Raw genomic sequence first — 22,759 nt, 5'->3', positions numbered from 1 at the left:
TGTACGTCATGCGACCGGCCACCGAGGCCGATGTGCCCGCCTACGCAGCCTTGATCCGTGACCGCGCCGTCTGGATGGTCCGACGTGGTCTGGAAGGCGGCGAGGAGCTGCCTAAGCGAGCCGACCAGATCGCCGCACAGGCCGCCGACAACCACACCCCCGTGTGGGCCATGACCAATCCCGACGGCCGCCTGGTTGGCTGCACCAGCCTGTACGAGGAGACCCCGCTGTGGGGCTGGACCGACGCCGAACGTGCCGAATCCGCGGTCTTCCTCGCCACCACCTTCACTGACCCCGCAGCGCGAGCCGAACGCCCCGGCGCACTGATCGCATGGTGGGCACTCGGGCACGCCGCCCGCAGGGACAAAGAGTGGGTACGGCGCGGCTGCGGCCACACGGGACTGGTCCGCTACTACCGCGACGTGCAGGGCTTCGGCCTCGTACACACCACCGAGCGCCACGGGCACCCGGCCTATCTCCTGGCCCGGAAAGCCGAAGAGCTCTCCGGTCTGCCCATCCGCACGGCCGCCAACTTCCCGTGACCGAACCCTCCGTCTGGCACAGCCCGTACCGGGCGCGCGGTCGGCCTTGACAGGTGGGCGCGGGGCTGGATTACTGGGCCGAGCCACACCGAACGGTCGGTCGGGATATGAGGTGGTGGAGCGCATGAGAATCACGTCGGACCGGGCGGACCGGCGGGACCGGGCGGGCCGGACGGGCCAGGGCCGGGCGGGGCGACTCGGTGCCGCGCCGGATGACGGCGAGCTGGACGCCGCTGAGCGGATGAGCCCGGAAGAGCTGAGGGCCCACCAGCTCGCCTGCATGCAGGCGAGCTTGAAGCAGGCGTACGCCCATGTGGAGCTGTACCGGCGGAAGTTCGACGCGGCAGGCGTCCGGCCCGAGGACTGCCGTACGCTCGCCGACCTCGCCCGCTTCCCCTTCACCACCAAGGCCGATCTGCGGGACACCTACCCCTTCGGCATGTTCGCCGTGCCCGACAGCGAGATCCGGCGCATCCACGCCTCCAGCGGCACCACCGGCCGCCCGACCGTGGTCGGCTACACCGAGAACGACCTGTCCATGTGGGCCGATGTGGTCGCGCGTTCCATCCGCGCCGCGGGCGGCAGGGCGGGTGACAAGGTGCACATCTCGTACGGCTACGGCCTGTTCACCGGCGGCCTCGGCGCGCACTACGGAGCCGAGCGGCTCGGCTGCACCGTCGTCCCCGCCTCCGGCGGCATGACCGCCCGCCAGGTGCAGATCATCCAGGACTTCCGGCCCGAGATCATCATGGTCACGCCCTCCTACATGCTGACGCTCCTCGACGAGTTCGAGCGCCAGGGCATCGACCCGCGCTCCACCTCCCTCCGGGTCGGCATCTTCGGCGCCGAGCCGTGGACCGAGGAGATGCGCCGCGAGATCGAGGAGCGCCTCGACCTGCACGCCGTGGACATATACGGCCTGTCCGAGGTCATCGGCCCCGGTGTCGCGCAGGAGTGCGTGGAGACCAAGGACGGGCTGCACGTGTGGGAGGACCACTTCTACCCGGAGGTCGTCGACCCGGTCACCGACGAGGTGATGGCCGAAGGGGCGGAGGGCGAGCTGGTCTTCACCTCGCTCACCAAGGAGGCGATGCCGGTCGTCCGCTACCGCACGCGGGACCTCACGCGCCTGCTGCCCGGCACCGCACGACCCGCCTTCCGCCGGATCGAGAAGATCACCGGGCGCTGCGACGACATGATCATTCTGCGCGGGGTGAACCTGTTCCCCAGCCAGATCGAGGAGATCATCCTCCGTACGCCGGGTGTCGCCCCGCACTTCCAGCTGCACCTCACCCGCCAGGGGCGGATGGACCACATGACCGTACGGGCCGAGGCCCGCCCCGGCGCCACCCGCGATCAGCGCGACGCCGCCACCGCCGCGATCGTGCAGGGCGCCAAGGACGGGATCGGGGTGAGCGTCGAGGTCTGCGTGGTCGACCCGGAGACCCTGGAACGCTCGGTGGGCAAGATCCGGCGCGTCATCGACTCTCGCGGCGATTCTCGCGGCACCACTTCCTGACCTCGGTCAGGTCCTTCTGGCGCTGCTCGAGCGTGGGGACGAGGGAGCGGCGGAACGTGAGTTTGTGGTTCAGGTAGGTCTCGATCTCGTCGTGGCCCGCCGCCTTGGCGTTCGCCACCCGCTTTTCGAGCCGGGCGATCGAGCCGCGCTTCGCCGCGCCCGCGCTCAGCCGGTGCAGGGCGCGCTCGATGCGCTTGTCGATCTTGGGTGCGTGCTTGCACAGCGCCCGGGCGCCGTCCCCGGCCCCCTCGCCGTCCCCGGCCCCGTCCCCGGCCTCCTCGCCGTCCCCGGCTCCCTCGCCGTCCCCGGCCCCGTCCCCGGCCTCCTCGCCGTCCCCGGCTCCCTCGCCGTCCCCGGCCCCCTCGGCGTCCGCGGTCCGCGCCGCGCTCGCCGACGGCGTACCGCCGTCCTCGCCGCCCGCCACGGCGGTCCCCGCCACGCCCAGCAGGACGCCGGTGGTGGTGAGGGCGGCGAGAGCGACGGCAACTGACCTGGTCCTGGGCTTCCTTGGCATGACTGTCCCTCCATGTCCGAGGCGGGCGGCTGCCCGCAGCCCGGAACGCTAGGAACCGTCTTTGTGGAAACTCTGTGGCCCGCCCGCAGTCTGTCTCCCGCCCGCAGCCTGCGGCCGCGCGGCGGTCGCAGACTCCGCAGTCGCGGCGCTCGCCGCGGTCGCCGTGGTCGCCGCGCTCGCCGCCGTCCCGATCATCCAGTCGCGCCGCAGCGGCAGCGTCGCTTCGGTGTCCGGCGGCCCGTCCTGGAGAGGGATGCGGACCTCGATACGGGTTCCTGGGCCCGTCGGCCGGTCGAGGACCCGTATCCGCCCCCGGTGCAGCGCGATCTGCTGGGCGACGAGCGTGAGTCCGAGGCCCGAGCCGGGGCTGTCCGGGCGCCGCTGGAACCGCTCGAAGACCGCGCCCCGCGACTGCGGCGGTATGCCGGGCCCCCGGTCGTCCACCGTCAGGACCGCAACCGGCACGCCCGCCTCCGCCTCCGCCCGCAGCACGGCCGCCACCTCCGCTGCCCGGTCGCCCTCCCGCCCGTGCACCAGCGCGTTGGTCAGAAGGTTGTCGACGACGGTGCGCAGCCCCGGCTCCCAGCCGTAGACCCACAGCCCCGGCACGCCGTCCCCCTCGATCCGCGCCTCGGGGTGCCTGCGCCGCAGGTCCCCGGCCGATGCGTCGAGGACCTCCGCGAGGTCCACAGGACCGAATGCCTCCGCCTCCACCAGGTCGCCTCTGCCGAGTTCGCGCAGCATGACGAGCAGGCCGAGCAGCCGCGCGTGTTCCCGCCGGAGGTCCGCGAGCACCTCGTCCCGCTCGGCCGCCGCAAGACCGGGGTGGTCGGCCAGGATCTCCAGGTTGGTCTGCATGCTCATCAGCGGGGTCCGCAGCTCGTGCGACGCGGCCGCCGAGAAGGACCGCGCGGTGGCCAGCGCCTCCGCCGTACGGGCCGCCTGCTCGTCGTACCGGGCGAGCACCGTCCGCAGCGTACGGGCCAGGTCGTCGACCTCGCCGACCCCCGTCGGGGCGTGCACCGGCCGGGTCGTCGTGGATCTGGGGTCGAGGCCGCTGGTGCGCTGCTGCAGCAGGCGCAGCGGGCGGGCGGCGCGGGAGGCGACGGCCCAGGCCAGCAGCCCGGACAGCGGCGCGGCGAGCAGCGCGACGGTGACCACCCGCCTGCGTACGAGGCCGAGTTGGGCCTCGCCCGCCGTGTCCGGGGAGAACAGCCACAGGGTGCCCGCGACACCCTTCCGCGCCCCGGTCACCTGAACCGAGAGGGCCCGCCAGCTCTCGCCCCCGGCGCGCAGCGTGACGGGCGCGGGGGCGCTGGCAGGGAGCGCCACGGACGGGTCGGGCTGCGGTCCGCCGGACGCGGTGCCCTCGGGGCCGATGAGCCGGATGCCGACGTCGAGCGCGGAGGCGTACAGGCGCCGCTCGCGGGTCTGCTCCACGGCCGGCGGGCGGTCGAGGGCGGCGGCGCGCAGCAGGCGGCGGGCGTCCTTGGCGACGGCGGCCGCGCGAGCGCGGAGGTGGGCGTCCTGCTGGGCGTGCAGGTCGGCCGCGACCAGCCGCAGCAGCAGCCAGCCCGCGGCCAGTACGAGCAGGGGTACGACGGCTCCGACGGCGAGCGCGATCCGCGTGGAGAGCTTCACCGGCCCTCCCCGCGGGCGTCGTCGCGCAGGACGAAGCCGACACCCCGCACCGTGTGGATGATCCGGGGCCGTCCGCCGGATTCGAGCTTGCGCCGCAGATAGCTGACGAACGTGTCGACGGCGTCGGTGCGCACCTCGAAGTCGTAGCCCCAGACCCGGTCCAGGAGCTGGTCGCGGGTGAGCACGATGCCGGCGTTGCGGGCAAGCACTTCGAGGAGCTCGAACTCGCGCCGGGTGAGTGCGAGCGGCGCGCCGTCCAGCCGAGCCGCGCGCGCCGCCGGGTCCATGAGCAGGCCGCCGACCCGTACGGCCTCGTCGTCGGCCCTGGGCGGACGGCGGCGCAGCAGAGCCTGCAGGCGCAGCACCAGCTCCTGCAGCGCGAACGGCTTGACGAGGTAGTCGTCACCGCCCGCCTGCAGCCCCGCGATCCGGTCGCCGGTCTCGTCCAGGGCGGACAGCATCAGTACGGGTACGTCGTTCCCGTCCTCGCGGAGCCTGCGGCACACCTCGATCCCGCTCAGGTCGGGCATCGAGATGTCGAGCACGATCACATCGGGCGGCAGGGTCCGTACGCTGCTCAGCGCCGGGTGACCGCCGTCGGCCAGCGCCACGGAGAAGCCGCGCAGCCTCAGGCCCCGCTCGAGCGACCTGCGGATCGCCGCATCGTCGTCGACCACCAGGACGCGCCCCTGGCCGCCGTCGTTCCCGGCCATACGGTCCTCCCTCGCCGCCTGCCCCGCCTGTTCCGCCTGCTCCGGCGCACCATCGTGCACCAGAAGCCGCGGCCTGCGGCAGGACGGACCGGGATCACGTACGGATCAGGCAGGGATCACGTACGGGCGAGCTCGGCCGCTCCGAAGGAGACGTCGAAGCGGTCGCACCAGATGGTCACGCTCGTGAACCGGTTCAGGTCGACGTCGTCCGGCAGCCGGTAGTTCTGGTCGCCCTTGTTGCCCTTGAGCTCACCCAGGTCCTCGTAGGCGCCGTCGTCGAAGACGTGCCAGCCGTCCTCGCCGGGCTTCACCGGGGCGTCGGTGAGCCAGACGTGAAGGTCGGGACCGTTGCTGGTGTCCAGGTCCTCCAGTCGCAGCACCCGGGACCCGTCGGCTCCCTCGAGAACGCGCACCGTGCCCCTGGTGGAGTGCTCATGGCTGATCAGCTCGCCGGTGGCCAGCATCCTGGGGCCTGCCGGCCGGGGCGATGCGTCCTGCGCCTCCGGCGTCGCGGCGGCCGACGGCAGATCCTCCTGCACCGTCTCGTCCACCCACAGCTTCCACGGCTGGAACCAGTAGAGCCCGAACCCGACGCCGATCAGGCCGATGACTAGCACACCGATGACCACAGGGTGGCGCAGCAAGCGCAGCAAGCGATGCATGACCGTCTCCAGCTTCCGGGGGTCCCGACTCCGTCGTCCTGCTCCCATTCAACGCGTCATGGCACCCGCCCGCCCGCGGCGAGCCCGTTACGGATCTCTTACGTCCATCCCGCGCCACTACGACGCGATCGGGCTGCTCCACCCGGCCCGCGTCGACCCGTTCAGCACTCGCCGCGGCCGGCGTGACACCGACCGGACCGAACATCGCGTACTACGCGGACTCCCCGGACGGCGGCGCGGCGGTCACCGTCTCGGCCGTAACGCGCACGAGCTCTGCCTCGAGTGTGAGGGCGGCCAGGACCACTGGGTGGACCGAGCTCCGGGAGCCGGTCGAGGCCGTCGGTCCGGCCGAGCACGCCGAGCCCGCCGAGCCCGTCCAGCCGTCCTGAGCCCGGCGTTTGTCGTGCTCCCTGAGGAGCTGTCGGGCCCGCATGCGGGCCCGACAGCTCCCGCCTAGCGTGGAAGGAAGGGGGAAGCAAGGACAGCGGCGGCGAGCAGCGCGCACCCACCGGGAGAGGTGACCGCCCATGTCGAACGAGCAGAGGGCCGCATCGACAGCCGCTGCGGAGCCGGGGATCGCGGAGATCGCCGATCAGCTCCGCTCCTCGCTCCGGGGTGAGGTGATCGACCGCGGGCATCCCGGCTACGACGAGGCCCGCGCCGTATGGAACGGCCTGATCGACCGCCGCCCCGCGCTCGTCGCCCGCTGCTCCGGCACGGCGGACGTCGTCGATGCGGTCCAGGTCGCGCGCAAGCACCGCCCCGTCGTCAGCATCCGTGGTGGCGGGCACCAGGTGGCGGGCAGCGCGGTCTGCGACGACGGGCTGGTGATCGACCTCTCGCGGATGAAGGGCGTGCACGTCGACCCCGCCGCCCGAACCGCGCGGGCGCAGGCAGGCGTGACCTGGGGCGAACTGGACCGCGAGACCCAGCTGTTCGGGCTGGCCACGCCGGGCGGGGAGATCTCGGTCACCGGGATCGCCGGGCTGACGCTCGGCGGCGGTCTCGGGCTGGTGATGCGGGCCTTCGGGCTCAGCTGCGACACGCTCCGCTCGCTCGAGATCGTCACCGCGGACGGCACGGTGCGCACGGCCGACCGTGACCAGGAGCCCGACCTGTTCTGGGCGGCGCGCGGCGGAGGCCGGGGCATCGGGGTGGTGACGTCCCTCGAGTTCGGCCTCCACCCGCTCGGCCCCGAGGTCGCCACGGCGCTGATGCTCCACCCGTACGAACGGGCCGAGGCCGTCCTGCGGGCCTGGCGCGACGCCACGGACGCCACGCCGGAGACGGTCACGCCGGAGATCCTGCTCTGGAGCGTCCCTCCCGACCCCGCGATCCCGCAGGAGCTGCACGGGTCGAGTGTCGTGTTCACGGCCGCCGTGTACGCGGGCCCGCCGGGCGCAGAAGCCACCGCCGCGCTGGCGCCGCAGCGCGAACTCGGCCCGCCGCTCATCGACATGAGCGCAACCGTTCCGTACGTCGCGCTGCAGAGCGCGAACGACGGGCTGTTCCCCGACGGGGACCGCTACTTCATGAAGTCGCTCTTCCTGGACGAGCTGACCGACGAGGCCATCAGGACCATCGTCGACTGGGACTCCCGGCGGCCGACGCCCGAGAGCCTGACCGTCGTCCGGACGCTGGGCGGCGCGGTCGCCCGCGTCGGCCCCGACGACAGCGCGTTCGCGCACCGGTCCGCGCGCTACAACGTGAGCTTCGACTCGGGCTGGCAGGACCCGGCGCTGGACGAGGCGGCGATCGGCTGGTCGCGCTCGGCGTGGGACGCGCTGAAGCCGTTCTCGACCGGCGGGACGTACGTCAACTTCGCCGGGCTCGGGGAGGATGCGCAGGAGCTGCGGGACGCGGTCTTCGGCTCGCACGAGGAGCGTCTCGACCGGATCCGCGCCGCGTACGACCCGGAGGGTCTGTTCGCACCGGCGGCGCGCAGACCGTGATGCGGGCGAGGGCCGCGGCGCGCTTACGCCCGCCCGCGCAGCACCAGGGCCCAGGAGAGGCAGCCGAGGGCGCCGGTGTTCAGCACCGCACGGATGATGTTCCAGCGGACCCACGTCGTTTCGAACCGCTCGCGGACCGCCGCGACATCGGCGATCCGGTGGACGTCTCCGGCCGCCTCGAGCTCGTTGTTCAGCGGCACGTTGATGGCGAAGGTGATGACGAGCACCGCTCCGTACAGGACGAGTGCCGCCACGGCCCAGGGCAGCGGCGCCCGCCCGTCCCGGGGATGTGCAGTGCCACGGCCAGGGCGGTCAGCACCAGCGCGCCCGCGAAGCCGATCGCGAACCAGCCGTTCAGGATCGCGGCGTTCATCTTCTGCATCGCGTCGACGAAGGTCCGGTCGTCCGTCCGGCCGAGACCCGGCATGACGGAGATGGCGAAGGCGTAGAAGAGGCCGGCCATGAGCCCCATGGTGATCGTGGCCGCGAGCAGTGCGGCGTTCCGGGTCAGCTCCATCACTGTCTCCAGGGCCAGTTGGGGCGGGTTCCTGTCGTACCGCTCATACCGACAGTGAATCGCCGCCGGGCGAGACGCGCCATGGCCGAGAGGCTCGGCTCCGTGCGCGAGCGTCTACGCCGACGCGTCACTCCCCTTCCGCGCTCACCCGGGGCATGATCCGGTCCAGCCACCGTGGGATCCACCAGGCGCTCCGGCCGAGCAGCGTCATCACGGCGGGTACGAGGAGCAGGCGGACGACGGTGGCGTCGATGAGCACGCTGACGGCCAGACCGAGGCCGAGCATCTTGATCACGATGTTGTTGCTGATGATGAACGCCGCGAAGACGCTCACCATGATCAGCGCGGCGCAGGTGATCACCCGCGCTGTGATCTCCAGCGCGCGGGCGACGCTGCCCCTGCTGTCCCGGGTCCGCTGCCACGCCTCGTGGACGCGGGACAGCAGGAACACCTCGTAGTCCATGCTCAGACCGAAGATGATGGCGAACATCATCATCGGCACGTAGCTCTCGATCGGCACCTTCCCGGAGACGCCGAGCCCGGGCCCTCCCCAGCCCCACTGGAAGACCGCCACGACGATCCCGTACGAGGCCCCGATCGACAGGAGGTTGAGCACCGCCGCCTTGAGGGCCACTCAGGCTCAGGCAGCTGACGCCGACGATGACGCTGAGCAGGGCCGTGAGCAGCGGAACACCGGCGGCGATGAGGCTGCCGAAGCCGATCAGCAGCACCACGACCGCCACCGCGAACCCGATGGCCTCGCTGAGCAGATCGGCGGGTGCGGGCCGCGCGAGTTCGCCGAGCCCGCCGCCGTACTCGACTTCGACGCCCGCGTCGCGCAGCGGCTCGACGGCGTTGTCGACCTTGGGGAGATAGGAGTCCCCCAGAGCGTTGGGGTTGGTGTCGAACCGCAGGGTGATGTACGCGGTCCTGCCGTCCTTGGAGAGCGGGCCCGAGGGCAGCGGATTCTGCGCGGCGATCACGTGCGGCAGCTTCGACAGGGACGCCACGGACTGGTCGACCTGGCTGCGGACGTCGGTGAGGGGCCGGCCCGCGTCGTGCAGGACGACCGTGGAGCTCTGGCCGCCCAGGTCGGGCGCGTGCTCGTTCAGGACGTCGACACCGTCCTGGGACTGGGTCCCGGGCAGAGAGAAGTTGTCGGAGTACGTCCCGCCGAACTCGCTGTGTGCGGCGTGCAGACCGACGAGCGCGACCACCCACAGCACGATGACCACGCTGTGGTGCCGTGCGCACCACTCCCCCGAGCCGCCTCAGCCATCCCCGGCGGGGCCGGTCCGGCGCTGCGTCGGTGCTCTCATGTCTGGACGGCGGCATGCGTGCTCCCCGGGGTTCACATCCATCCGTTTTGTGACGATAAGTCAGCTATGAGGGGTGCTGGGCCGGAACACGCGGAGGTTGCTCACCTCATACGCCATGGCGGACGCGGTGGGTTCCGGCGCGGGGTGGTGCTCGCCGGCGCTGACGGACAGGTTGACGATGAGATACGCGTGCCAGCCTCGGCCCACGCCCGCGCCGTCCGCGAAGGCTGGGCTGCCGTTCACCCACCAGACGACGGAGTCGGCGCCGAAGGCGACGCGCAGACCGACCCACGCGCCCGGCCGGACCGCCGGGTCGGTGTAGTCATGACCGCTGCCGCGCACGTGGTTCGACAGCTCCAGGACGTCCGGGTTGTCGGGGTGGTACTCGAAGACGTCGATCTCGTTCCCGCCGTCCCGCCACGTCCAGATCGCGGGCCACGCCCCCTGCTCGACGGGCAGCCGTACGCGGGCCTCGAGGACGTCGCCGGTGCGGACGGTGAAACCCTCGGCACTGTCCTCGGTCGTGAGGAGCCCCGCGCTCCAGGTGCCTTCGGGGCGGCGGGTCGCGCGGAAGACGCCGCCGCGGGAGTAGGACGGGTCGGGCACGAGGTGGTCGAGCTTGCCGTCCCCGGGGTTGGTCGGCCCGCCGTCCGGATACGCCCACGAGCGGCCCGCGACCCACTGCTCGTACGAGGCGAAGTCGGCGGTGAGGACGGGCCGGTGGCCGCGCGAGCCGGTCTTGCCGCTGTGCATGACTCCGGACCCTACGTCCAGCTCCGCTCTAAGATCGGCAGGGTCGGCCGCTTGGGCAGCAGCGTCTCGCCCATCCGCGTCGTGACCAGCGGACGGCCAGCAGAACCCTCTTGCGAAGGGCGTTCACACCTTAGGGGCGTAAGGAAGGAGCGTGCGGACGGCCCGTCGGCGGGGGGGGAGCGCGGAAAGCCCGTACGGGAGCGTCAGAGCCAGTCGCGGCGCTTGAAGACCACGAAGAGGCTGACGCAGACCGCGGCCATGAGCAGCAGTGCGAACGGATAGCCCAGCACCCAGGAGAGCTCGGGCATGTGGACGAAGTTCATGCCGTAGATCGTCCCGACCAGGGTGGGCGCGAAGAGAATGGCCGCCCATGCGGAGATTTTCTTGATCTCCTCGTTCTGCGCGTGCCCGGCCTCGGCCAGCAGCTTCATCTCGGCGTTCTGCTGCTGGGTCACCAGGGTGCCGTTGACGGCGAGGATGTCGGCCAGCATCTGCCGGAAGCCGTCCACCCGCTCCACGGTGGTGGTGGCGTGGTCGTCCACGTCCCGCAGATAGCGCTGCAGCTCCTCGTCCGTGCCGTACTTGGCGAACCCGGCCGAGAGCCCCTGGAGCATCTTGAGCAGGGGCCGGGTGGCCCGCTGGAACTCCACGACCTCGCGGGACAGTTCGTAGATGCGGCGGGAGACCTTCGGGTCGCCCCCGAAGACCTCGGTCTCGATCTCGTCGATGTCGTTCTGCAGCCCGGCGACGACGGGCGCGTAGCCGTCCACGACGGCGTCCAGGATCGCGTAGAGGACCGCCTCGGTGCCCCGGCGCAGCAGCTCGGGGTCCTCTTCCATGCGGCGGCGCACCGCGGACAGGTCGGGGGCCTCGCTGTGGCGGACGGTGAGGACGAAGTCGGGGTTGACGAAGATGTGCAGCTCGCCGAAGTCGACGTCCTCGGTCTCGTCCCGGTAGCGGGCGGCGCGCAGCACGACGAAGAGGGTGTCGCCGTAGCGCTCGAGCTTGGGCCGCTGGTGGGCGACGATGGCGTCCTCCACGGCCAGCTCGTGCAGACCGAAGACCTCGGCCGCGGCGAGCAGCTGCTCCTCGGCGGGCCGGTACATCCCGATCCAGGCCATGGCGTCCGGCTCGTCGGGCAGCCGCCTGTACGCCTCGGCGAGGGTCGAGGGCGTGCTCACCCGGCGTCCGTCGCGGTAGACGGCCGCGTCGACCACGCTCGACTCGGCGGGCGGCACCGGCTCTTCCCGGTGCCGGGGCTCCAGCGAGTGCTCGGGCGCGGGCTCGGGGCGGCGGCCGTTACGGGATTGTGTGGCGCGCTTGTAGGGGCGGAGCGCGCGGGAACGCCAGTCGGACATGGACACGGCAGACCCCTTCCAGGCGGGGATGCGGGCCGGCCGGCGGGGGTGCTGGGCCGGTCAGCGCGGGCAGGGACTGGGAGGCTGGCTACTCATCGCGGCCTCACCTCCAGATGTCCCTGTTGCCTGATCGGGGTGCGCTGCCAGGGTAGCCCCACGGGGCGGGAGGTGCAGGGCTGGACGTCGAGGATCAGGGTTCGGAGCGCGGAAAACGGATGGAGACCAACGGAGGTCAGAGGTCGAAGATCTCGCCTTCGGGAGGGGGCGGTCCCGAGGTGGGGATGGCGGGGATGCGCTCGTCCTCGAGCGTGGCCCGGATCTCCCGGCGCAACTCCGGGGTGTCGGCGTGCTGGTGGACCGAGACGGCGTGCTCGGCGGCGGCGCGGATGACCTCTTCCTCTTCTCCGGAGATGGTGAGCGTGCAGTTCATCACGCTGGGGGACCTGCGGCAGTCGGCGACTTTCCTGACCATCACGACCTCCTGGTGACGACTCCTACCCTCAGATTAAACCCGCATAGATCTCCGCAAATCTCCATGGATCCGACACGGGCGGGGGCGCCTGCGGCGGTCCTCCCCCTGACCCGCCCCTTCCCGAAACCAGGGGGCTGCGCCCCCCTGGCCCCCCAGGGCCCGGGCTGACGGATGCGCCCCAAGCCCCCGGGCCTGGGACCGAGCGCGCATCCGGGACCCGCCCCGGCAGCCCCAGTCCCCGCCACGGGCCTGTGCCTCCCGGCCGCGCACCGGGGCCGAGCCCCACGCCAAACCCCTCCGCCCACGGCCGGGTAGGGCGGGGTGGGGTCGGGGAGCCCGTGGGCTCGGCTAGGCGGCGTCCGGCATCGAGCGGAGAAGGAGCAGCGCGATGTCGTCGTCGCGGTGTCTGGCCTCGAGGGCGCGCTGGATCAGGACGTCCGCCAGCTCGTCCAGCGGAACCGCCCCGGCCGAGGCGAACTCCGCGGCCAGCTCGGCCAGCGCATCGCCCAGGTCCACGCCCGGCGACTCGATCAGCCCGTCCGTGTAGAGGGCGATCGTCGTGCCGACCGGCAGTGGCGAGTCCGCCTGCGGGAACTCGCCCTCCGATTCGATGCCCAGCAGCAGACCGCCGGGGGTGTCCATGGTCCGTACCGCACCGTCGGGCGTGCGCACCAGCGGCTGCGGGTGCCCGGCGCTGGCCAGGCAGGCCTCCCGCCGCCGCAGGTCGAGGCGGAGACAGGCGCAGCTGGCGAACAGGCCCGGCTCGAGGTCGGCCAGCAGCCGGTTGGTTCCGGCCAGGATCCGGCCAGGCGCGGCGTCCGCCGTGGCGTAGGCGTGGACGGCGGTACGGATCTGGCCCATGAGCGCGGCCGCGGTGACGTTGTGGCCCTGTACGTCCCCGATGACGGCTGCCGCGGTGTCCGGCCCGAGCGGGATGAGGTCGTAGAAGTCGCCGCCGATGTCCATCCCCTCGGTGCCGGGCAGATAGCGCGCGGCCGTCGCAAGACCGTGCACGGCGGGCAGGACGTGCGGCAGCAGGCCCTGCTGCAGCCCGTGGGCGACCGCCAGCTTCTTGTCGTAGAGGCGGGCTCGTTCCAGCGCCTGGGCGATCAGGCCGCCCAGCGAGGTCAGCACCGCGCGCTCGGTGGTGGTGAAGTGGTGCGGCTTGGCGTAGGCGAGCAGGCACGTGCCGATCGCCCGCCCGGAGGTGATCAGCGGCAGGAACGCCCAGGACGCCATGCTGTCGTGCTCGCCCGCGCGGTACGGGAAGTCCTTGTCCACCTCCGCCATCGACTCGTAGAAGGCGGGCCGGCCCGCGGCCAGGGAGCGGGCGCCGGGACTGAAGGCGTACCGCGGGTTGCCGGCGTAGCGCTCGACGACCTCGGGCGGGTAGCCGCGGTGGCCGAGGACGCGCAGCCGCCCGGCGTCGATGGTGAGCAGGGCCACCGCCTGGGCACCGTACGCGGGCGCGATCTCGTCGGCGACCAGCGCGATCACGTCCTCGACGCTGATCGCCTCGGTCATCGCCGTCGCCAGGTGCAGGACGTGGTACAGCGCCCCGGTACGGGTGAGGTGCGGCAGCTCCCCCTCATACGCTCGGCTCGCCTCCTGGCGCTTGGACCGGGTGCCGACACTCTCCCCCAGCCTTCGGCCGGGTGGGGGTGCCCCCGGCGGAGCCAGGGGGAGTGCCCCCCTTTCGGCACCGGCGCGCCCTTCGGCTCGCTCGGGGGCGGCCTCGGCGCGCGGGGTGCCCGCCTCGGGCACCCCGATCGGGGTGATGCGGATGCTTACGCCCGAGGTGTCCGGAAACAGCTCGAAGGTCAGCCACTGGTCCGGCGGGCGCACGCCGGTGTCCGAGGTGGGTTTCCCGCTGATCACCGCGGCCCGGTAGCGGTCGTAGAGCGGGGCGTGCAGCCAGGGCAGCAGCTCCCAGGGCCGGGCGCCGAGCAGCCGTACGGCCGGCGTCCCGAGCAGCCGGGCGGCGGTGGGCGTCACCGAGGTGACGCGACCGTGGATGTCGAGCGCGCACACGCCCTCGGGCAGGCGGGCGGCCATCAGCTCGGTGGCCGAGGAGGTCCCGGGGGCGGGGCTGGGCGCGTTCCAGATCACCGCGTCGTTCCCGACGACGGGACGGCGGACGTGCCCCGCGGCGGCGGCGCGCTCCAGCTCGTGCGCCACGCCGGACGCGAGGCGCACCAGCCCCTCCCGCAGCGCCTCCGGCATCCGTTCGGACTGCGGGCCCGGCCACAGCAGGAACATCGCCCCATAAGCACCGTGCACGCCGCTCCCGCCGTGCGGGGCGCCGGGCCGTACGACGGGGAAGGCCGCGAGCGCGAACTCGTACGGGACGGCGAGGGCGATGCGCGGATAGCGGCGCATCATGACTTCCTGGCCCGGGATCCAGACCATGTCGTCGCCGCGCACGGCGTCGGCCATCGGGATCGGAGAGGCGATTCCCACCCGCTCCCACGGGCCGATGAACTCGCGCGGCAGCCCCAGCATGACCGCGAGTTCGAGGACGTCCTCGTCGGGATTCATCAGGTAGAGGGCGCCCGCGTGCGCACCCAGCGCCGTCAGCTCCGGGTCGAGGCCCTCGGCCAGCTTCTCCAGGGCGCCGTCGCCCAGGACGCCGGCGCCCGCTGCGCGCAGGGAGCTGCCGCCCCGGTCGGCGGGCGCGTACTCCCCGCCGGTCATATGGGGACGATACGCCCCCGACTGCCCCGAGGCACCCTCACGGCGGGCCCTACCGCGGCCCGGTCGGGTTCGCGGGGCGGAAGGGCCAGCAGCAGGCCGAGAGTGATCCACACATACGTGTTGGCGCCGAGGAAGGCGCCGAATCCGGTCGAGTTCCAGCGCCAGAGCCACACCACGCTGCTGCACAGGACCACGTACAGCGTCCCGGTGGCCGCGAGCAGGCCGCGGTGGCCGCGGCGGAGCGCGGTGTCGGCGAGGACCGCGAGCGAGGGGATCAGCCAGACCAGGTGGTGGACCCAGGTGATGGGGCTGACCAGGCAGGCGGCGAGGCCCGTCAGGGCGAACCCGGCCGCGTCGTCGCCGCTCGCGGCGGCCCTGCGAGCGCGGTACGCCCAGACGGCGAGCACCGCGAGCACGCACAGCAGCCACGCCGTACGGCTTGGTCCCTCCGGCTGGAGGCGGGCCAGGACGCCCTGGAGCGACTGGTTGGAGACGTAACTGAGCGAACCGATGCGGTCGGTGTTCCAGAGAGCCTCGGTCCAGAAGGTGCGGGAGGCGCCGGGGTCGAGCCGGTCGGCGAGCAGCGTGGCGGCCACCGCGGTGCACGTCGCCGTGACGGCTTGCAGGCGGCGTCCTGTGACCAGCAGGTAGCCGATGAAGAGCGCGGGCGTCAGCTTGATCGCGGTGGCCAGGCCGACACCGATGCCCGCGTACCGGGCGCGTCCGGTGGCCAGCAGCCGGGCGTCGGCGAGGACGAGCGCGACGAGCAGCAGGTTGACCTGGCCGAAGCTGACGGTGTCGCGGACCGGTTCGAGCAGCGCGAACATGCAGCCCGCGACTGTGAAGGCGAACCACGGGCACCAGCCGTGGCGGCGGATGACGGGCCACGCCAGCCAGCGCAGCAGCAGCGCCGCGGCGGCGGCGCTCAGCACGATGCTGATCGCCACGGCGGCGGACCAGCCGACCAGGGCCATCGGCAGCATCGCCACGGCGGCGAAGGGCGGATAGGTGAAGCCGTAGTGGGTGCCGGGGACGAGATAGTCGTAGATCCGGCCGCCGTCGTGAACCCAGTCGTTGACGGTGCCGTAGTAGACGCCGACGTCGAACCAGTCCCGGTGCAGGGGGACGGTGGCCAGGAACACGGCCGTTGCCGTGACCAGGCAGGCGGCGGACAGCAGCCGGCCCCCGTCGTCGGCCATGACCTGGCGCAGCCGCCTCACGACGCGGCCTGCGTCCGGGAGGCGGCCACACCCGGGCCCGGCACCAGGAACATCCACCACAGCGCGAGCACCGCCAGCGCGCCGCCGCACACCGCGAGCGTCAACTGCAGCCCGTCAGGGGCGAATCCGCTCGGCAGTACGGCCAGGGCGAGGATCCCGCTGCCCGCCGCGGCCCAGCTCCGTATTCGCCCGTCGGGCGCGGCCGCGGCTATCAGGAACAGGCCCCACAGCGCGTACCAGGGCCGGAACGCCGGTCCGAGCGCGAAGACCGCGAGCAGGCTCAGCCCCAGCGCGTAGACCGGACCGAGGCGCCTGTTGTGGTCCCGCCGGCGGGCGGCGGGCTGCGGCATCCGCCGGTCCCGGTCCTGCAGCGGGCGGGCGGGAACTATCCGCGCGGAGGGCGCGAGGACGCGCAGCCACAGGACGCCGACGGCGACCGCGGTGGCGGCGAGACCGAGCCAGCGCCACGCGGGTACGGCGAACTCGGCGAGGCGGCTGTCGGCGGCGTCCAGCAGCGAGCCGGTGAGCCGCCCGAGCCCGCTGGTCAGCGACCAGTTGTGAGGCGAGACGGGGGTGCTCAGCGCGCCGACCCAGCCGTAGCCCGTGCCGGTCACGGCCGTTACGGCGGCGGTGGTGGCCAGCGCGACGGCGCCGGTCAGGCCGACGGCGATGGCCAGCCGGGCGGCAGTGGCCGTCCGGGTGCGGCCGGCGAGCCCGAGCGGGAGCCGGGACCGGGTCCGGAGCCGGTGTACGAGGCCTGGCGGGAGCCGGTGTACGAGCCCGAGCGGGAGCCGGGCCCTGAGCGGGAGCCGGGCCCCGAGCCCCAGCGGGAGCCGGGCCCCGAGCGGGAGCCGGAGCCGGTGTACGAGCCCGAGGGGGAGCCGGGCCCCGAGCCCCAGCGGGAGCCGGGTCCCGAGCCGGTCGAGCTCGCCCGCGAGCCGGGGTGCGAACCGGCCCCCCGGCTGGGGCGTCAGCCGGCCGGCGAGCCTGGACGACCACAGCACGGCGACCGCCAGCAGCCCCAGCGCCGCGGGCGCCTTGACCAGCGCGGCGAGCGCCACCAGCACCGCGCCCCGCAGCGGCCACCCGCCGAGCGCGGCCACCAGCCCCGCCCCCAGCAGCCCGAGCATGAGCGCGTCGTTGTGCGCGCCCGCGACCAGGTGGAGCAGCACCAGCGGGTTGAGCGCGCCCAGCCACAGCGCGGCGGACGGCTCGACGCCGCAGCGCCGCGCCAGCGACGGCAGGAAGGCGATCATCAGCCCGACGCCGAGCAGCGCCAGCAGGCGCATGCCGAGTATTCCGGCGGGCAGGTCGAAGCGGGCGACGAGGTCGGCGGCCCCGCGGGCCAGGCCGAGGAACACCGGGCCGTACGGCGTCGGGGTGTATTGCCATACGGGCGCCACCTCGGTGGCGAGCGGCCCGCCCAAGTGCGCGGGCCCGTACGCGTACACGTCGATCCTGGCCTCCACCATGGCGCCCTGCGCCAGGTAGCTGTAGACATCACGGCTGAACAGCGGCGGGCCCAGGAGCAGCGGCGCCGCCCAGGTCCCCAGGGTCAGCAGCAGCGCCCGGGGCGAGGTCGGCCCCGGCCCGCGCACCGCCCGGCCCAGCCACCACCAGGCCGCGACCAGCAGCACAAGCCCGAAGTACGCGCAGACCAGGCCGAGCGCGGCGCGCCCGGACGAGGGCACGAGCGCCTCCCGTACCGGCAGCGCGCCCGCGGTCAGTCCGCCGGCCATGAGCGCGACGGAGCCCGCGAGCCCGATCATCCGGCAGCGTCCCGGGTCCACGACTGCGTCCAATGCCAGCATCCTGTGGAGGCTTGCAGGAGGTGGTGGCCGGGAGGCGACGGCGCCGTCACGGCGGGGTGGCGGGCGTGTAGCGACCGCCTTATGGGACAGGGACGTTCGGGCGGTTCGCCGCACCGTGTCCGACATCCGCCGACCGCGCGGACCAGGCGTCACACCCGCCCCCACCGAGCGGAAGAGACCGGACGGTCGGCGGCCCCCGCACCAGGACATGCCGCGTCCCCGGACCGCGCGTAGCGTGAAAACGTGGACACCGCAGCACTCGCCGGTCTGCGCGACGGCTTCGCGGGCACCGTGATCACGCCCGGCGACTCTTCGTACGACGAAGCCCGCACGATCTTCAACGCGATGATCGACCGGCGCCCGGCGGTCATCGCCCAGTGCGAGAACCCGGAGGACGTCGCCCGGGCCATCCGCTTCGGACGCGACCAGGACCTGGAGATCGCGGTACGCGGCGGCGGGCACAGCGTCGCGGGCACTTCGCTCACCAACGGCGGGATCGTCATCGACCTGCGCCGGATGCATGCGGTCGTCGTCGACCCCGCGGCCCGCACCGCCCAGGTCGGCGGCGGGGCCACCATGAGCCACCTCGACCGGGCGGGAGAGCCGTACGGCCTGGCGACGCCGGGCGGCAGGGTGTCGACCACCGGTGTGGGCGGCTACGCACTCGGCGGCGGAACCGGCTGGCTGGACCGGAAGTTCGGGCTCACCTGCGACAACCTGCTCTCCGTACGCCTGGTGACCGCGGACGGCGGCACCGTGCAGGCGAGCGACGACGAGAACCCCGAGCTGTTCTGGGCGCTGCACGGAGGCGGCGGCAACTTCGGCGTCGCGACGTCCTTCACCTTCCGCCTCCACCCGCTGCCCGTGGTGACGGCGATGCTGCTGCTGTGGCGGGCGGAGGCGGGTCCCGAAGTGGGGCACGCCTACCGTGACTTCCTCGCTTCAGCCCCGGACGAGATCGGCGGCGGGCTGATCTTTCTCACGGCGCCGCCCGAGGAGTGGGTGCCGCAGGGCATGGCCGGGCGGCTGGCCTGCATGGTCCTGGTCACGTACGCGGGCGGCGAGCCGGAGGCCCGGGAGGCGGCCCGGCCCGTGCTGGGCCTCGGCCACGACGCCGAGCTGACCCTCGAACTCCCCTATGCGGAGCTCCAGTGCCTGCTCGACGACCCGCCCGGCTACCGCAACTACTGGTCAGCGGAGCACCTCGGCACCTTCCCCGACGAGGCCATGGACCTCTTCTGCGACCGCGCGCACGACATGATCGTGCCCTCGCCCTCCCAGCAGGTGATCTTCCCGCTGGGCGGGGCGGCGGCCCGCGGGAACCCGGACTATCCCGTCCCGTGGCGCAGCGCGCCCTGGGTGATCCACCCCTTCGGGCTGTGGGCGGACCCGGCCGACGACGAGCGCGGCAGGCAGTGGGCGTATGACGTCCGGGCCGACCTCAAGCCCTGGTCGACCGGTGACGTCTATCTCAACTTCATCGGGAACGAAGGGGCGGAGCGGGTCATCGCGGGTCTCGGGGCGGACCACTACGGGCGGTTGGAGGCGGTGAAGGCCCAGTACGACCCGGACAACGTCTTCCGCCTCAACCACAACATCAAGCCGCACCCGGCCTCGCGGCGGCGGGCGTTCAGTCCGAGCGAGGCCCGTCGCCATCCTCACTGGTTGGGTCACTGGTAGACGGGTCACCGGTTGAGTCACTGGTAGACGGGTCACCGCCGCCGGGCGGGTCGGCTTCCGCGGCCCCGGCGGCCTCGGCCGCGACCGGCGCCGGGATGCCGGGAATCGCGCCCCGGAGCCGCTCACGGTCGGATGCGCGGACCTGGATGACGAAGAGTGCGATCAGGGCCGCGAGCGCACTGAGCCCGGCGGCGACGATGAACGCCGTGGTGACGCCCGCGGTCAGCACCTGGTCGCCCCAGGGCTGCGGCAGCTGCCCCGTCTGCTGGAAGGCGGCCCGCTGCGCCGGCGTCGCCTCGCGCAGGAACTGCGGTACGAGGTCGGTCGCCTCGTTGCGGCTGGCCGTGCCGAAGGCCGTGACCAGGATCGACAGACCGAGCGAGCCGCCCACCTGCTGGGTGGTGTTCAGCACGCCCGAGGCCGCACCCGACTCGTGCGTCGCGACCCCGGAGACCGCCATCAGGGTCAGCGAGACGAACTCCATGCCCATCCCGAGGCCGAAGACCAGGATCGGCCCGAGGATGCTGCCGAGGTACGTGCTGTGGATGTCGGTCAGCGTCAGCCACGAGAGCCCGCCCGCGGCGAGGATCCCGCCGGTCACCATGAACGGCTTGGGGCCGAACCGCGGCAGCAGCTGCGAGGCGAGCCCTGCACCGACCGCGATGACCGCGCTCACCGGCAGAAACGCGAGCCCGGCCTGCAGCGGGCTGAAGTCGAGCACGTTCTGCACGAACAGCGTCAGGAAGAAGAACATCCCGAAGATGGCTGCGGCCAGGCTCAGCATCATCCCGTACGTGCCCGCGCGGTTGCGGTCGCGGAACATCTTCAGCGGCGTGATGGGCTGCCGCGACCCCCGCTCGATGAGCAGGAACGTGGTCAGGAGGACGGCAGCCGCGCCGAAGGCCGCCAGGGTCAGGGTGTCCCGCCAGCCGTCCTGCGCAGCGCGGATGAACCCGTAGACCAGGGCCACCATGCCCAGCGTGGAGGTGATCGCCCCCAGGAAGTCGAAGTGGCCCGGATGGCGTTCGGACTCGCGGATGTGACGGGTCGCGGCGAGGGCGATGAGCACGCCGATCGGCACGTTGACGAAGAAGACCCACCGCCAGTCGAGCCACTCGACGAGGATGCCGCCCATCAGCAGACCGATTGCGCCGCCGCCCGCGGAGACGGCGGCGAAGACCCCGAACGCCCGGTTCCGTTCCGGGCCTTCGGTGAACGTCGTGGTGATCAGCGCGAGTGCGGTGGGCGATGCGATGGCGCCGCCGACGCCCTGCAGGGAGCGTGCGGCGAGGAGTTGGGCCTCGTTCTGCGCGATGCCGCCGAGCAGCGAGGCGAGGACGAAGAGCAGCACGCCGGTGATGAACATCCGTCTGCGGCCGAGGATGTCCCCGGACCGGCCGCCCAGCAGGAGCAGGCCGCCGAAGGTCAGGGTGTAGGCGTTGATCACCCACGACAGGCTCTCTGTCGAGAAGTCGAGCGTGGTCTGGATGTGCGGGAGAGCGATGTTCACGATGGTGATGTCGAGGACCACCATCAGCTGGCAGGACGCGATGACGAGTAGGGCTATCCCGCTGCCCGAGCTCCGCTCCGGGGAGCGGGCAGTGGGTGCGGGGGACGGTTGCGGGCTCGTCATGATCGGACCTGCGCTCACCGCGGCGTCTATCCGCGACGCCAGTGAACACGAACGTTCACAACCCGACCCTAGGCCGCTCTGCGAACCCCCACCAGTCGATCACATTCAGGCCCCGGGGCGAGCCCGAGGGGGCCGTCTGCGGGGCAGGGTCCCCAGGCGTTCAGCGACGGGCCGACGGTGACACGTATGCGCGGAAGGGGCGGAGCCCGCCCAGCGGCGGCAGGTCCACCGCGCGCCACCCGCGCGCGTACGGCGGCGCGCTCCCGCCCCCGGCCACCAGCACCGCCACCGGCCTCACCTGCCCCACCCTCGCCAGTCCCGCCCGCGTAATGCTCCCGTCGTGCCCGCCCGCCTGCCGCGACGCGCACCCGGCCCGGTACGCGATCCGCACCGCCTCCGCCCCCGTCACCACGCATGGCGGACGCACCCCCTCCCCGCGCAGCTCCGCCGCGATGCGCCCCACCGCTTCCCGCGTCGACCGGCTGCGCGAGACGAGCCCGTCCAGCACCGCGAACTGGACCGCGGCATGCCCGGCAAGCGCCAGGACGACGACCGCCGCGACGACCGGCCGCAGCTTCCGCCGGGCGTCGGCCACCAGGCACACCACGCAGACCGCGACCGGCACCGCGAGCAGCGCGTACGCGGGGAGCAGGAAGCGCGGAGCGGCGTAGTCGATCGTCACCAGATACGGCACCGCGAGGGACAGCCCGGCCAGCGCAGGGACGAGGGCGACGGCCAGTTGCCGAGCGCGGGCCGCGACCAGCAGCCCGCCGGCGGCGATCAGCGGCAGCAGGAACCACCAGGCCGCCGTGACCGGATGCCGCCACGGCACATCGCACGGGCGGCACAGCGACCGCCCCTCCAGCGCCCGTAGGTGGTCGTCGAAGGCGAGGTGCCAGCCCATGCCGCCCTGGATCTCGCTCGCGCGCTGCAGCCGGGCGGCCAGGCCGCCGTAGCGGAGGTACGCCTCGGCGACCCACTCCGCGCAGCCTGCGGCCACGCCCAGCACCAGTACGGCCAGGACCGCGGGCCGCCGCCAGTCCCGTACGAACAGCGCCGCGGCGGCGAGCGGCAGCGTCAGCCACAGCGCGTCGGAGGGCCGCATGAGCGCGGCGAAGGCGAGACCGGCGCCGAGGCCCAGGAGCGCGCGGCGGTCGGTGCGGTCCAGGACGGCCCGCAGGAAACAGCCGGTGGCGAACAGCGCCCCGTAGGCGACCCAGAGGTTGGGCATGGCCTGCGGGCCGTAGAAGAGCGTGATCCACAGGCCGGCGAACAGTGCCCCGGCGAGCGCGAGCACGGGGGCGGGGAGCAGCCGCCGCCACACCCACAGCGCGAGGAAGAGGGCGCAACCGGAGAGCACGGCCAGGTAGACCCGCAGCGCGTCCGTGGAGGTGGTCAGCTCGGTGACCGGGGCGACGAGGAGGGTGATGCCGCGGGCGCGGGGCGCGCTGAAGAAGGCGGCGGGTGCGTGCGGGCTGACCTGGCTGACGTAGACCGTCTCGTCCCAGCCGAGGCCGGTACCTGGCACCACCAGGACCAACTGCAGGACGGTGAAAGCGGCGGCGAGCCCGGCGAGCCACGGGAGCGGGCTCGCGGCGGGTCCGCGGCGTGCGCGGGCCTGGCGGGGCCGCCGCTGTCTCCGCGGGACGGGGGCGAGGCGTGCTGACTGCATGCCGCCACGCTCGGCCGCGGGCGGGCGGCCGACCACGCGAGACGGTCAGTCGGCCGAACGATCTCCCCCGCCGGGTGTGGGCATGCG

Annotated in this window: 19 protein-coding genes and 1 pseudogene; 5 read left to right on the top strand and 15 right to left on the bottom strand. The window is 73.0% G+C overall.

Going from position 1 to position 22,759, the window contains the following annotated elements; translation table 11 throughout:
- Positions 1-8 precede the first annotated feature (8 nt).
- A complete protein-coding gene (locus ACTWQC_RS27785) occupies positions 9-542 on the top strand; it encodes a GNAT family N-acetyltransferase (RefSeq protein ID WP_443318560.1) in 534 nt (177 codons plus the stop codon).
- Positions 543-783: 241 nt separating this feature from the next.
- Positions 784-2,061 (top strand): phenylacetate--CoA ligase PaaK, encoded by a 1,278-nt coding sequence (paaK, locus tag ACTWQC_RS27780; protein WP_443318632.1) that lies wholly within the window; start codon positions 784-786, stop codon positions 2,059-2,061.
- On the opposite strand, the gene ACTWQC_RS27775 is transcribed toward paaK, so the two are convergent.
- The 4 genes from ACTWQC_RS27775 to ACTWQC_RS27760 form a co-directional block, all read right to left on the bottom strand.
- Positions 2,021-2,575: a hypothetical protein gene (locus tag ACTWQC_RS27775; protein WP_443318559.1), complete on the bottom strand. Its 555-nt coding sequence runs from the start codon at positions 2,573-2,575 to the stop codon at positions 2,021-2,023. The genes paaK and ACTWQC_RS27775 overlap by 41 nt on opposite strands.
- A 48-nt stretch (positions 2,576-2,623) precedes the next feature.
- Positions 2,624-4,216, bottom strand: a complete 1,593-nt coding sequence (locus ACTWQC_RS27770; protein ID WP_443318558.1) for a sensor histidine kinase — start codon at positions 4,214-4,216, stop codon at positions 2,624-2,626.
- Entirely contained in the window at positions 4,213-4,929 is a 717-nt protein-coding gene (locus tag ACTWQC_RS27765) for a response regulator transcription factor (protein WP_443318557.1), read from the bottom strand. The genes ACTWQC_RS27770 and ACTWQC_RS27765 overlap by 4 nt, the downstream gene beginning before the upstream one ends.
- 116 nt (positions 4,930-5,045) lie before the next feature.
- On the bottom strand, positions 5,046-5,591 hold the full coding sequence (locus ACTWQC_RS27760; protein ID WP_443318556.1) for a DM13 domain-containing protein: 546 nt from the start codon (positions 5,589-5,591) through the stop codon (positions 5,046-5,048).
- 182 nt (positions 5,592-5,773) lie between these two features.
- Between ACTWQC_RS27760 and ACTWQC_RS27755 the strand changes: the two genes are divergently transcribed.
- Positions 5,774-5,980 (top strand): hypothetical protein, encoded by a 207-nt coding sequence (locus ACTWQC_RS27755; RefSeq protein ID WP_443318555.1) that lies wholly within the window; start codon positions 5,774-5,776, stop codon positions 5,978-5,980.
- A gap of 138 nt (positions 5,981-6,118) precedes the next feature.
- Positions 6,119-7,543, top strand: a complete 1,425-nt coding sequence (locus tag ACTWQC_RS27750) for an FAD-binding oxidoreductase (protein ID WP_443318554.1) — start codon at positions 6,119-6,121, stop codon at positions 7,541-7,543.
- 23 nt (positions 7,544-7,566) lie between these two features.
- On the opposite strand, the gene ACTWQC_RS27745 is transcribed toward ACTWQC_RS27750, so the two are convergent.
- From ACTWQC_RS27745 to mptB, 9 genes and pseudogenes are all read right to left on the bottom strand, one after another.
- A complete protein-coding gene (locus ACTWQC_RS27745) occupies positions 7,567-7,770 on the bottom strand; it encodes an anthrone oxygenase family protein (protein ID WP_443318553.1) in 204 nt (67 codons plus the stop codon).
- On the bottom strand, positions 7,734-8,060 hold the full coding sequence (locus ACTWQC_RS27740; protein WP_443318552.1) for a hypothetical protein: 327 nt from the start codon (positions 8,058-8,060) through the stop codon (positions 7,734-7,736). The genes ACTWQC_RS27745 and ACTWQC_RS27740 overlap by 37 nt, the downstream gene beginning before the upstream one ends.
- Before the next feature lie 127 nt (positions 8,061-8,187).
- A pseudogene (locus ACTWQC_RS27735) lies at positions 8,188-9,295 on the bottom strand (MMPL family transporter).
- A 144-nt stretch (positions 9,296-9,439) separates the two neighbouring features.
- Positions 9,440-10,132, bottom strand: coding sequence for a beta-glucanase (locus ACTWQC_RS27730; RefSeq protein ID WP_443318551.1), 693 nt, complete (start codon positions 10,130-10,132; stop codon positions 9,440-9,442).
- 203 nt (positions 10,133-10,335) lie between these two features.
- Positions 10,336-11,490, bottom strand: coding sequence for a magnesium and cobalt transport protein CorA (locus tag ACTWQC_RS27725; protein ID WP_443318631.1), 1,155 nt, complete (start codon positions 11,488-11,490; stop codon positions 10,336-10,338).
- A gap of 232 nt (positions 11,491-11,722) precedes the next feature.
- On the bottom strand, positions 11,723-11,962 hold the full coding sequence (locus ACTWQC_RS27720) for a DUF1059 domain-containing protein (RefSeq protein WP_443318550.1): 240 nt from the start codon (positions 11,960-11,962) through the stop codon (positions 11,723-11,725).
- 348 nt (positions 11,963-12,310) lie between these two features.
- Entirely contained in the window at positions 12,311-14,656 is a 2,346-nt protein-coding gene (locus ACTWQC_RS27715) for a SpoIIE family protein phosphatase (RefSeq protein WP_443318549.1), read from the bottom strand.
- The gene (locus tag ACTWQC_RS27710) at positions 14,653-15,855 is read right to left on the bottom strand and encodes a glycosyltransferase family 87 protein (protein WP_443318548.1); all 1,203 of its coding nucleotides are present in this window, start codon (positions 15,853-15,855) and stop codon (positions 14,653-14,655) included. The genes ACTWQC_RS27715 and ACTWQC_RS27710 overlap by 4 nt, the downstream gene beginning before the upstream one ends.
- A 17-nt stretch (positions 15,856-15,872) precedes the next feature.
- A complete protein-coding gene (mptB, locus tag ACTWQC_RS27705) occupies positions 15,873-17,687 on the bottom strand; it encodes a polyprenol phosphomannose-dependent alpha 1,6 mannosyltransferase MptB (protein WP_443318547.1) in 1,815 nt (604 codons plus the stop codon).
- A gap of 243 nt (positions 17,688-17,930) precedes the next feature.
- On the opposite strand from mptB, the gene ACTWQC_RS27700 reads away from it, so the two are divergent.
- Positions 17,931-19,367 (top strand): FAD-binding oxidoreductase, encoded by a 1,437-nt coding sequence (locus ACTWQC_RS27700; protein WP_443318546.1) that lies wholly within the window; start codon positions 17,931-17,933, stop codon positions 19,365-19,367.
- Here the strand turns inward: ACTWQC_RS27700 and ACTWQC_RS27695 are convergent.
- Both ACTWQC_RS27695 and ACTWQC_RS27690 read right to left on the bottom strand, forming a co-directional pair.
- On the bottom strand, positions 19,318-21,000 hold the full coding sequence (locus ACTWQC_RS27695) for an MFS transporter (RefSeq protein ID WP_443318545.1): 1,683 nt from the start codon (positions 20,998-21,000) through the stop codon (positions 19,318-19,320). The genes ACTWQC_RS27700 and ACTWQC_RS27695 overlap by 50 nt on opposite strands.
- A 160-nt stretch (positions 21,001-21,160) precedes the next feature.
- Complete coding sequence (locus tag ACTWQC_RS27690; RefSeq protein ID WP_443318544.1) at positions 21,161-22,672, bottom strand: hypothetical protein; 1,512 nt, start codon at positions 22,670-22,672, stop codon at positions 21,161-21,163.
- Positions 22,673-22,759: the final 87 nt, after the last annotated feature.

It is taken from the genome of Streptomyces sp. 8N616, from assembly GCF_052246385.1.
Taxonomy (GTDB): domain Bacteria; phylum Actinomycetota; class Actinomycetes; order Streptomycetales; family Streptomycetaceae; genus Streptomyces.
This window is presented reverse-complemented; position numbering and strand designations above follow the sequence as displayed.

Coding starts and splice junctions, on each gene's coding strand:
- ACTWQC_RS27785 (WP_443318560.1), top strand. CDS start 9: ATGCGACCGGCCACCGAGGCCGATGTGCCCGCCTACGCAGCCTTGATC.
- paaK (WP_443318632.1), top strand. CDS start 784: ATGAGCCCGGAAGAGCTGAGGGCCCACCAGCTCGCCTGCATGCAGGCG.
- ACTWQC_RS27775 (WP_443318559.1), bottom strand. CDS start 2,575: ATGCCAAGGAAGCCCAGGACCAGGTCAGTTGCCGTCGCTCTCGCCGCC.
- ACTWQC_RS27765 (WP_443318557.1), bottom strand. CDS start 4,929: ATGGCCGGGAACGACGGCGGCCAGGGGCGCGTCCTGGTGGTCGACGAC.
- ACTWQC_RS27760 (WP_443318556.1), bottom strand. CDS start 5,591: ATGCATCGCTTGCTGCGCTTGCTGCGCCACCCTGTGGTCATCGGTGTG.
- ACTWQC_RS27750 (WP_443318554.1), top strand. CDS start 6,119: ATGTCGAACGAGCAGAGGGCCGCATCGACAGCCGCTGCGGAGCCGGGG.
- ACTWQC_RS27740 (WP_443318552.1), bottom strand. CDS start 8,060: ATGGAGCTGACCCGGAACGCCGCACTGCTCGCGGCCACGATCACCATG.
- ACTWQC_RS27730 (WP_443318551.1), bottom strand. CDS start 10,132: ATGCACAGCGGCAAGACCGGCTCGCGCGGCCACCGGCCCGTCCTCACC.
- ACTWQC_RS27725 (WP_443318631.1), bottom strand. CDS start 11,490: ATGTCCGACTGGCGTTCCCGCGCGCTCCGCCCCTACAAGCGCGCCACA.
- ACTWQC_RS27720 (WP_443318550.1), bottom strand. CDS start 11,962: ATGGTCAGGAAAGTCGCCGACTGCCGCAGGTCCCCCAGCGTGATGAAC.
- ACTWQC_RS27715 (WP_443318549.1), bottom strand. CDS start 14,656: ATGACCGGCGGGGAGTACGCGCCCGCCGACCGGGGCGGCAGCTCCCTG.
- ACTWQC_RS27710 (WP_443318548.1), bottom strand. CDS start 15,855: ATGGCCGACGACGGGGGCCGGCTGCTGTCCGCCGCCTGCCTGGTCACG.
- mptB (WP_443318547.1), bottom strand. CDS start 17,687: ATGCTGGCATTGGACGCAGTCGTGGACCCGGGACGCTGCCGGATGATC.
- ACTWQC_RS27695 (WP_443318545.1), bottom strand. CDS start 21,000: ATGACGAGCCCGCAACCGTCCCCCGCACCCACTGCCCGCTCCCCGGAG.
- ACTWQC_RS27690 (WP_443318544.1), bottom strand. CDS start 22,672: ATGCAGTCAGCACGCCTCGCCCCCGTCCCGCGGAGACAGCGGCGGCCC.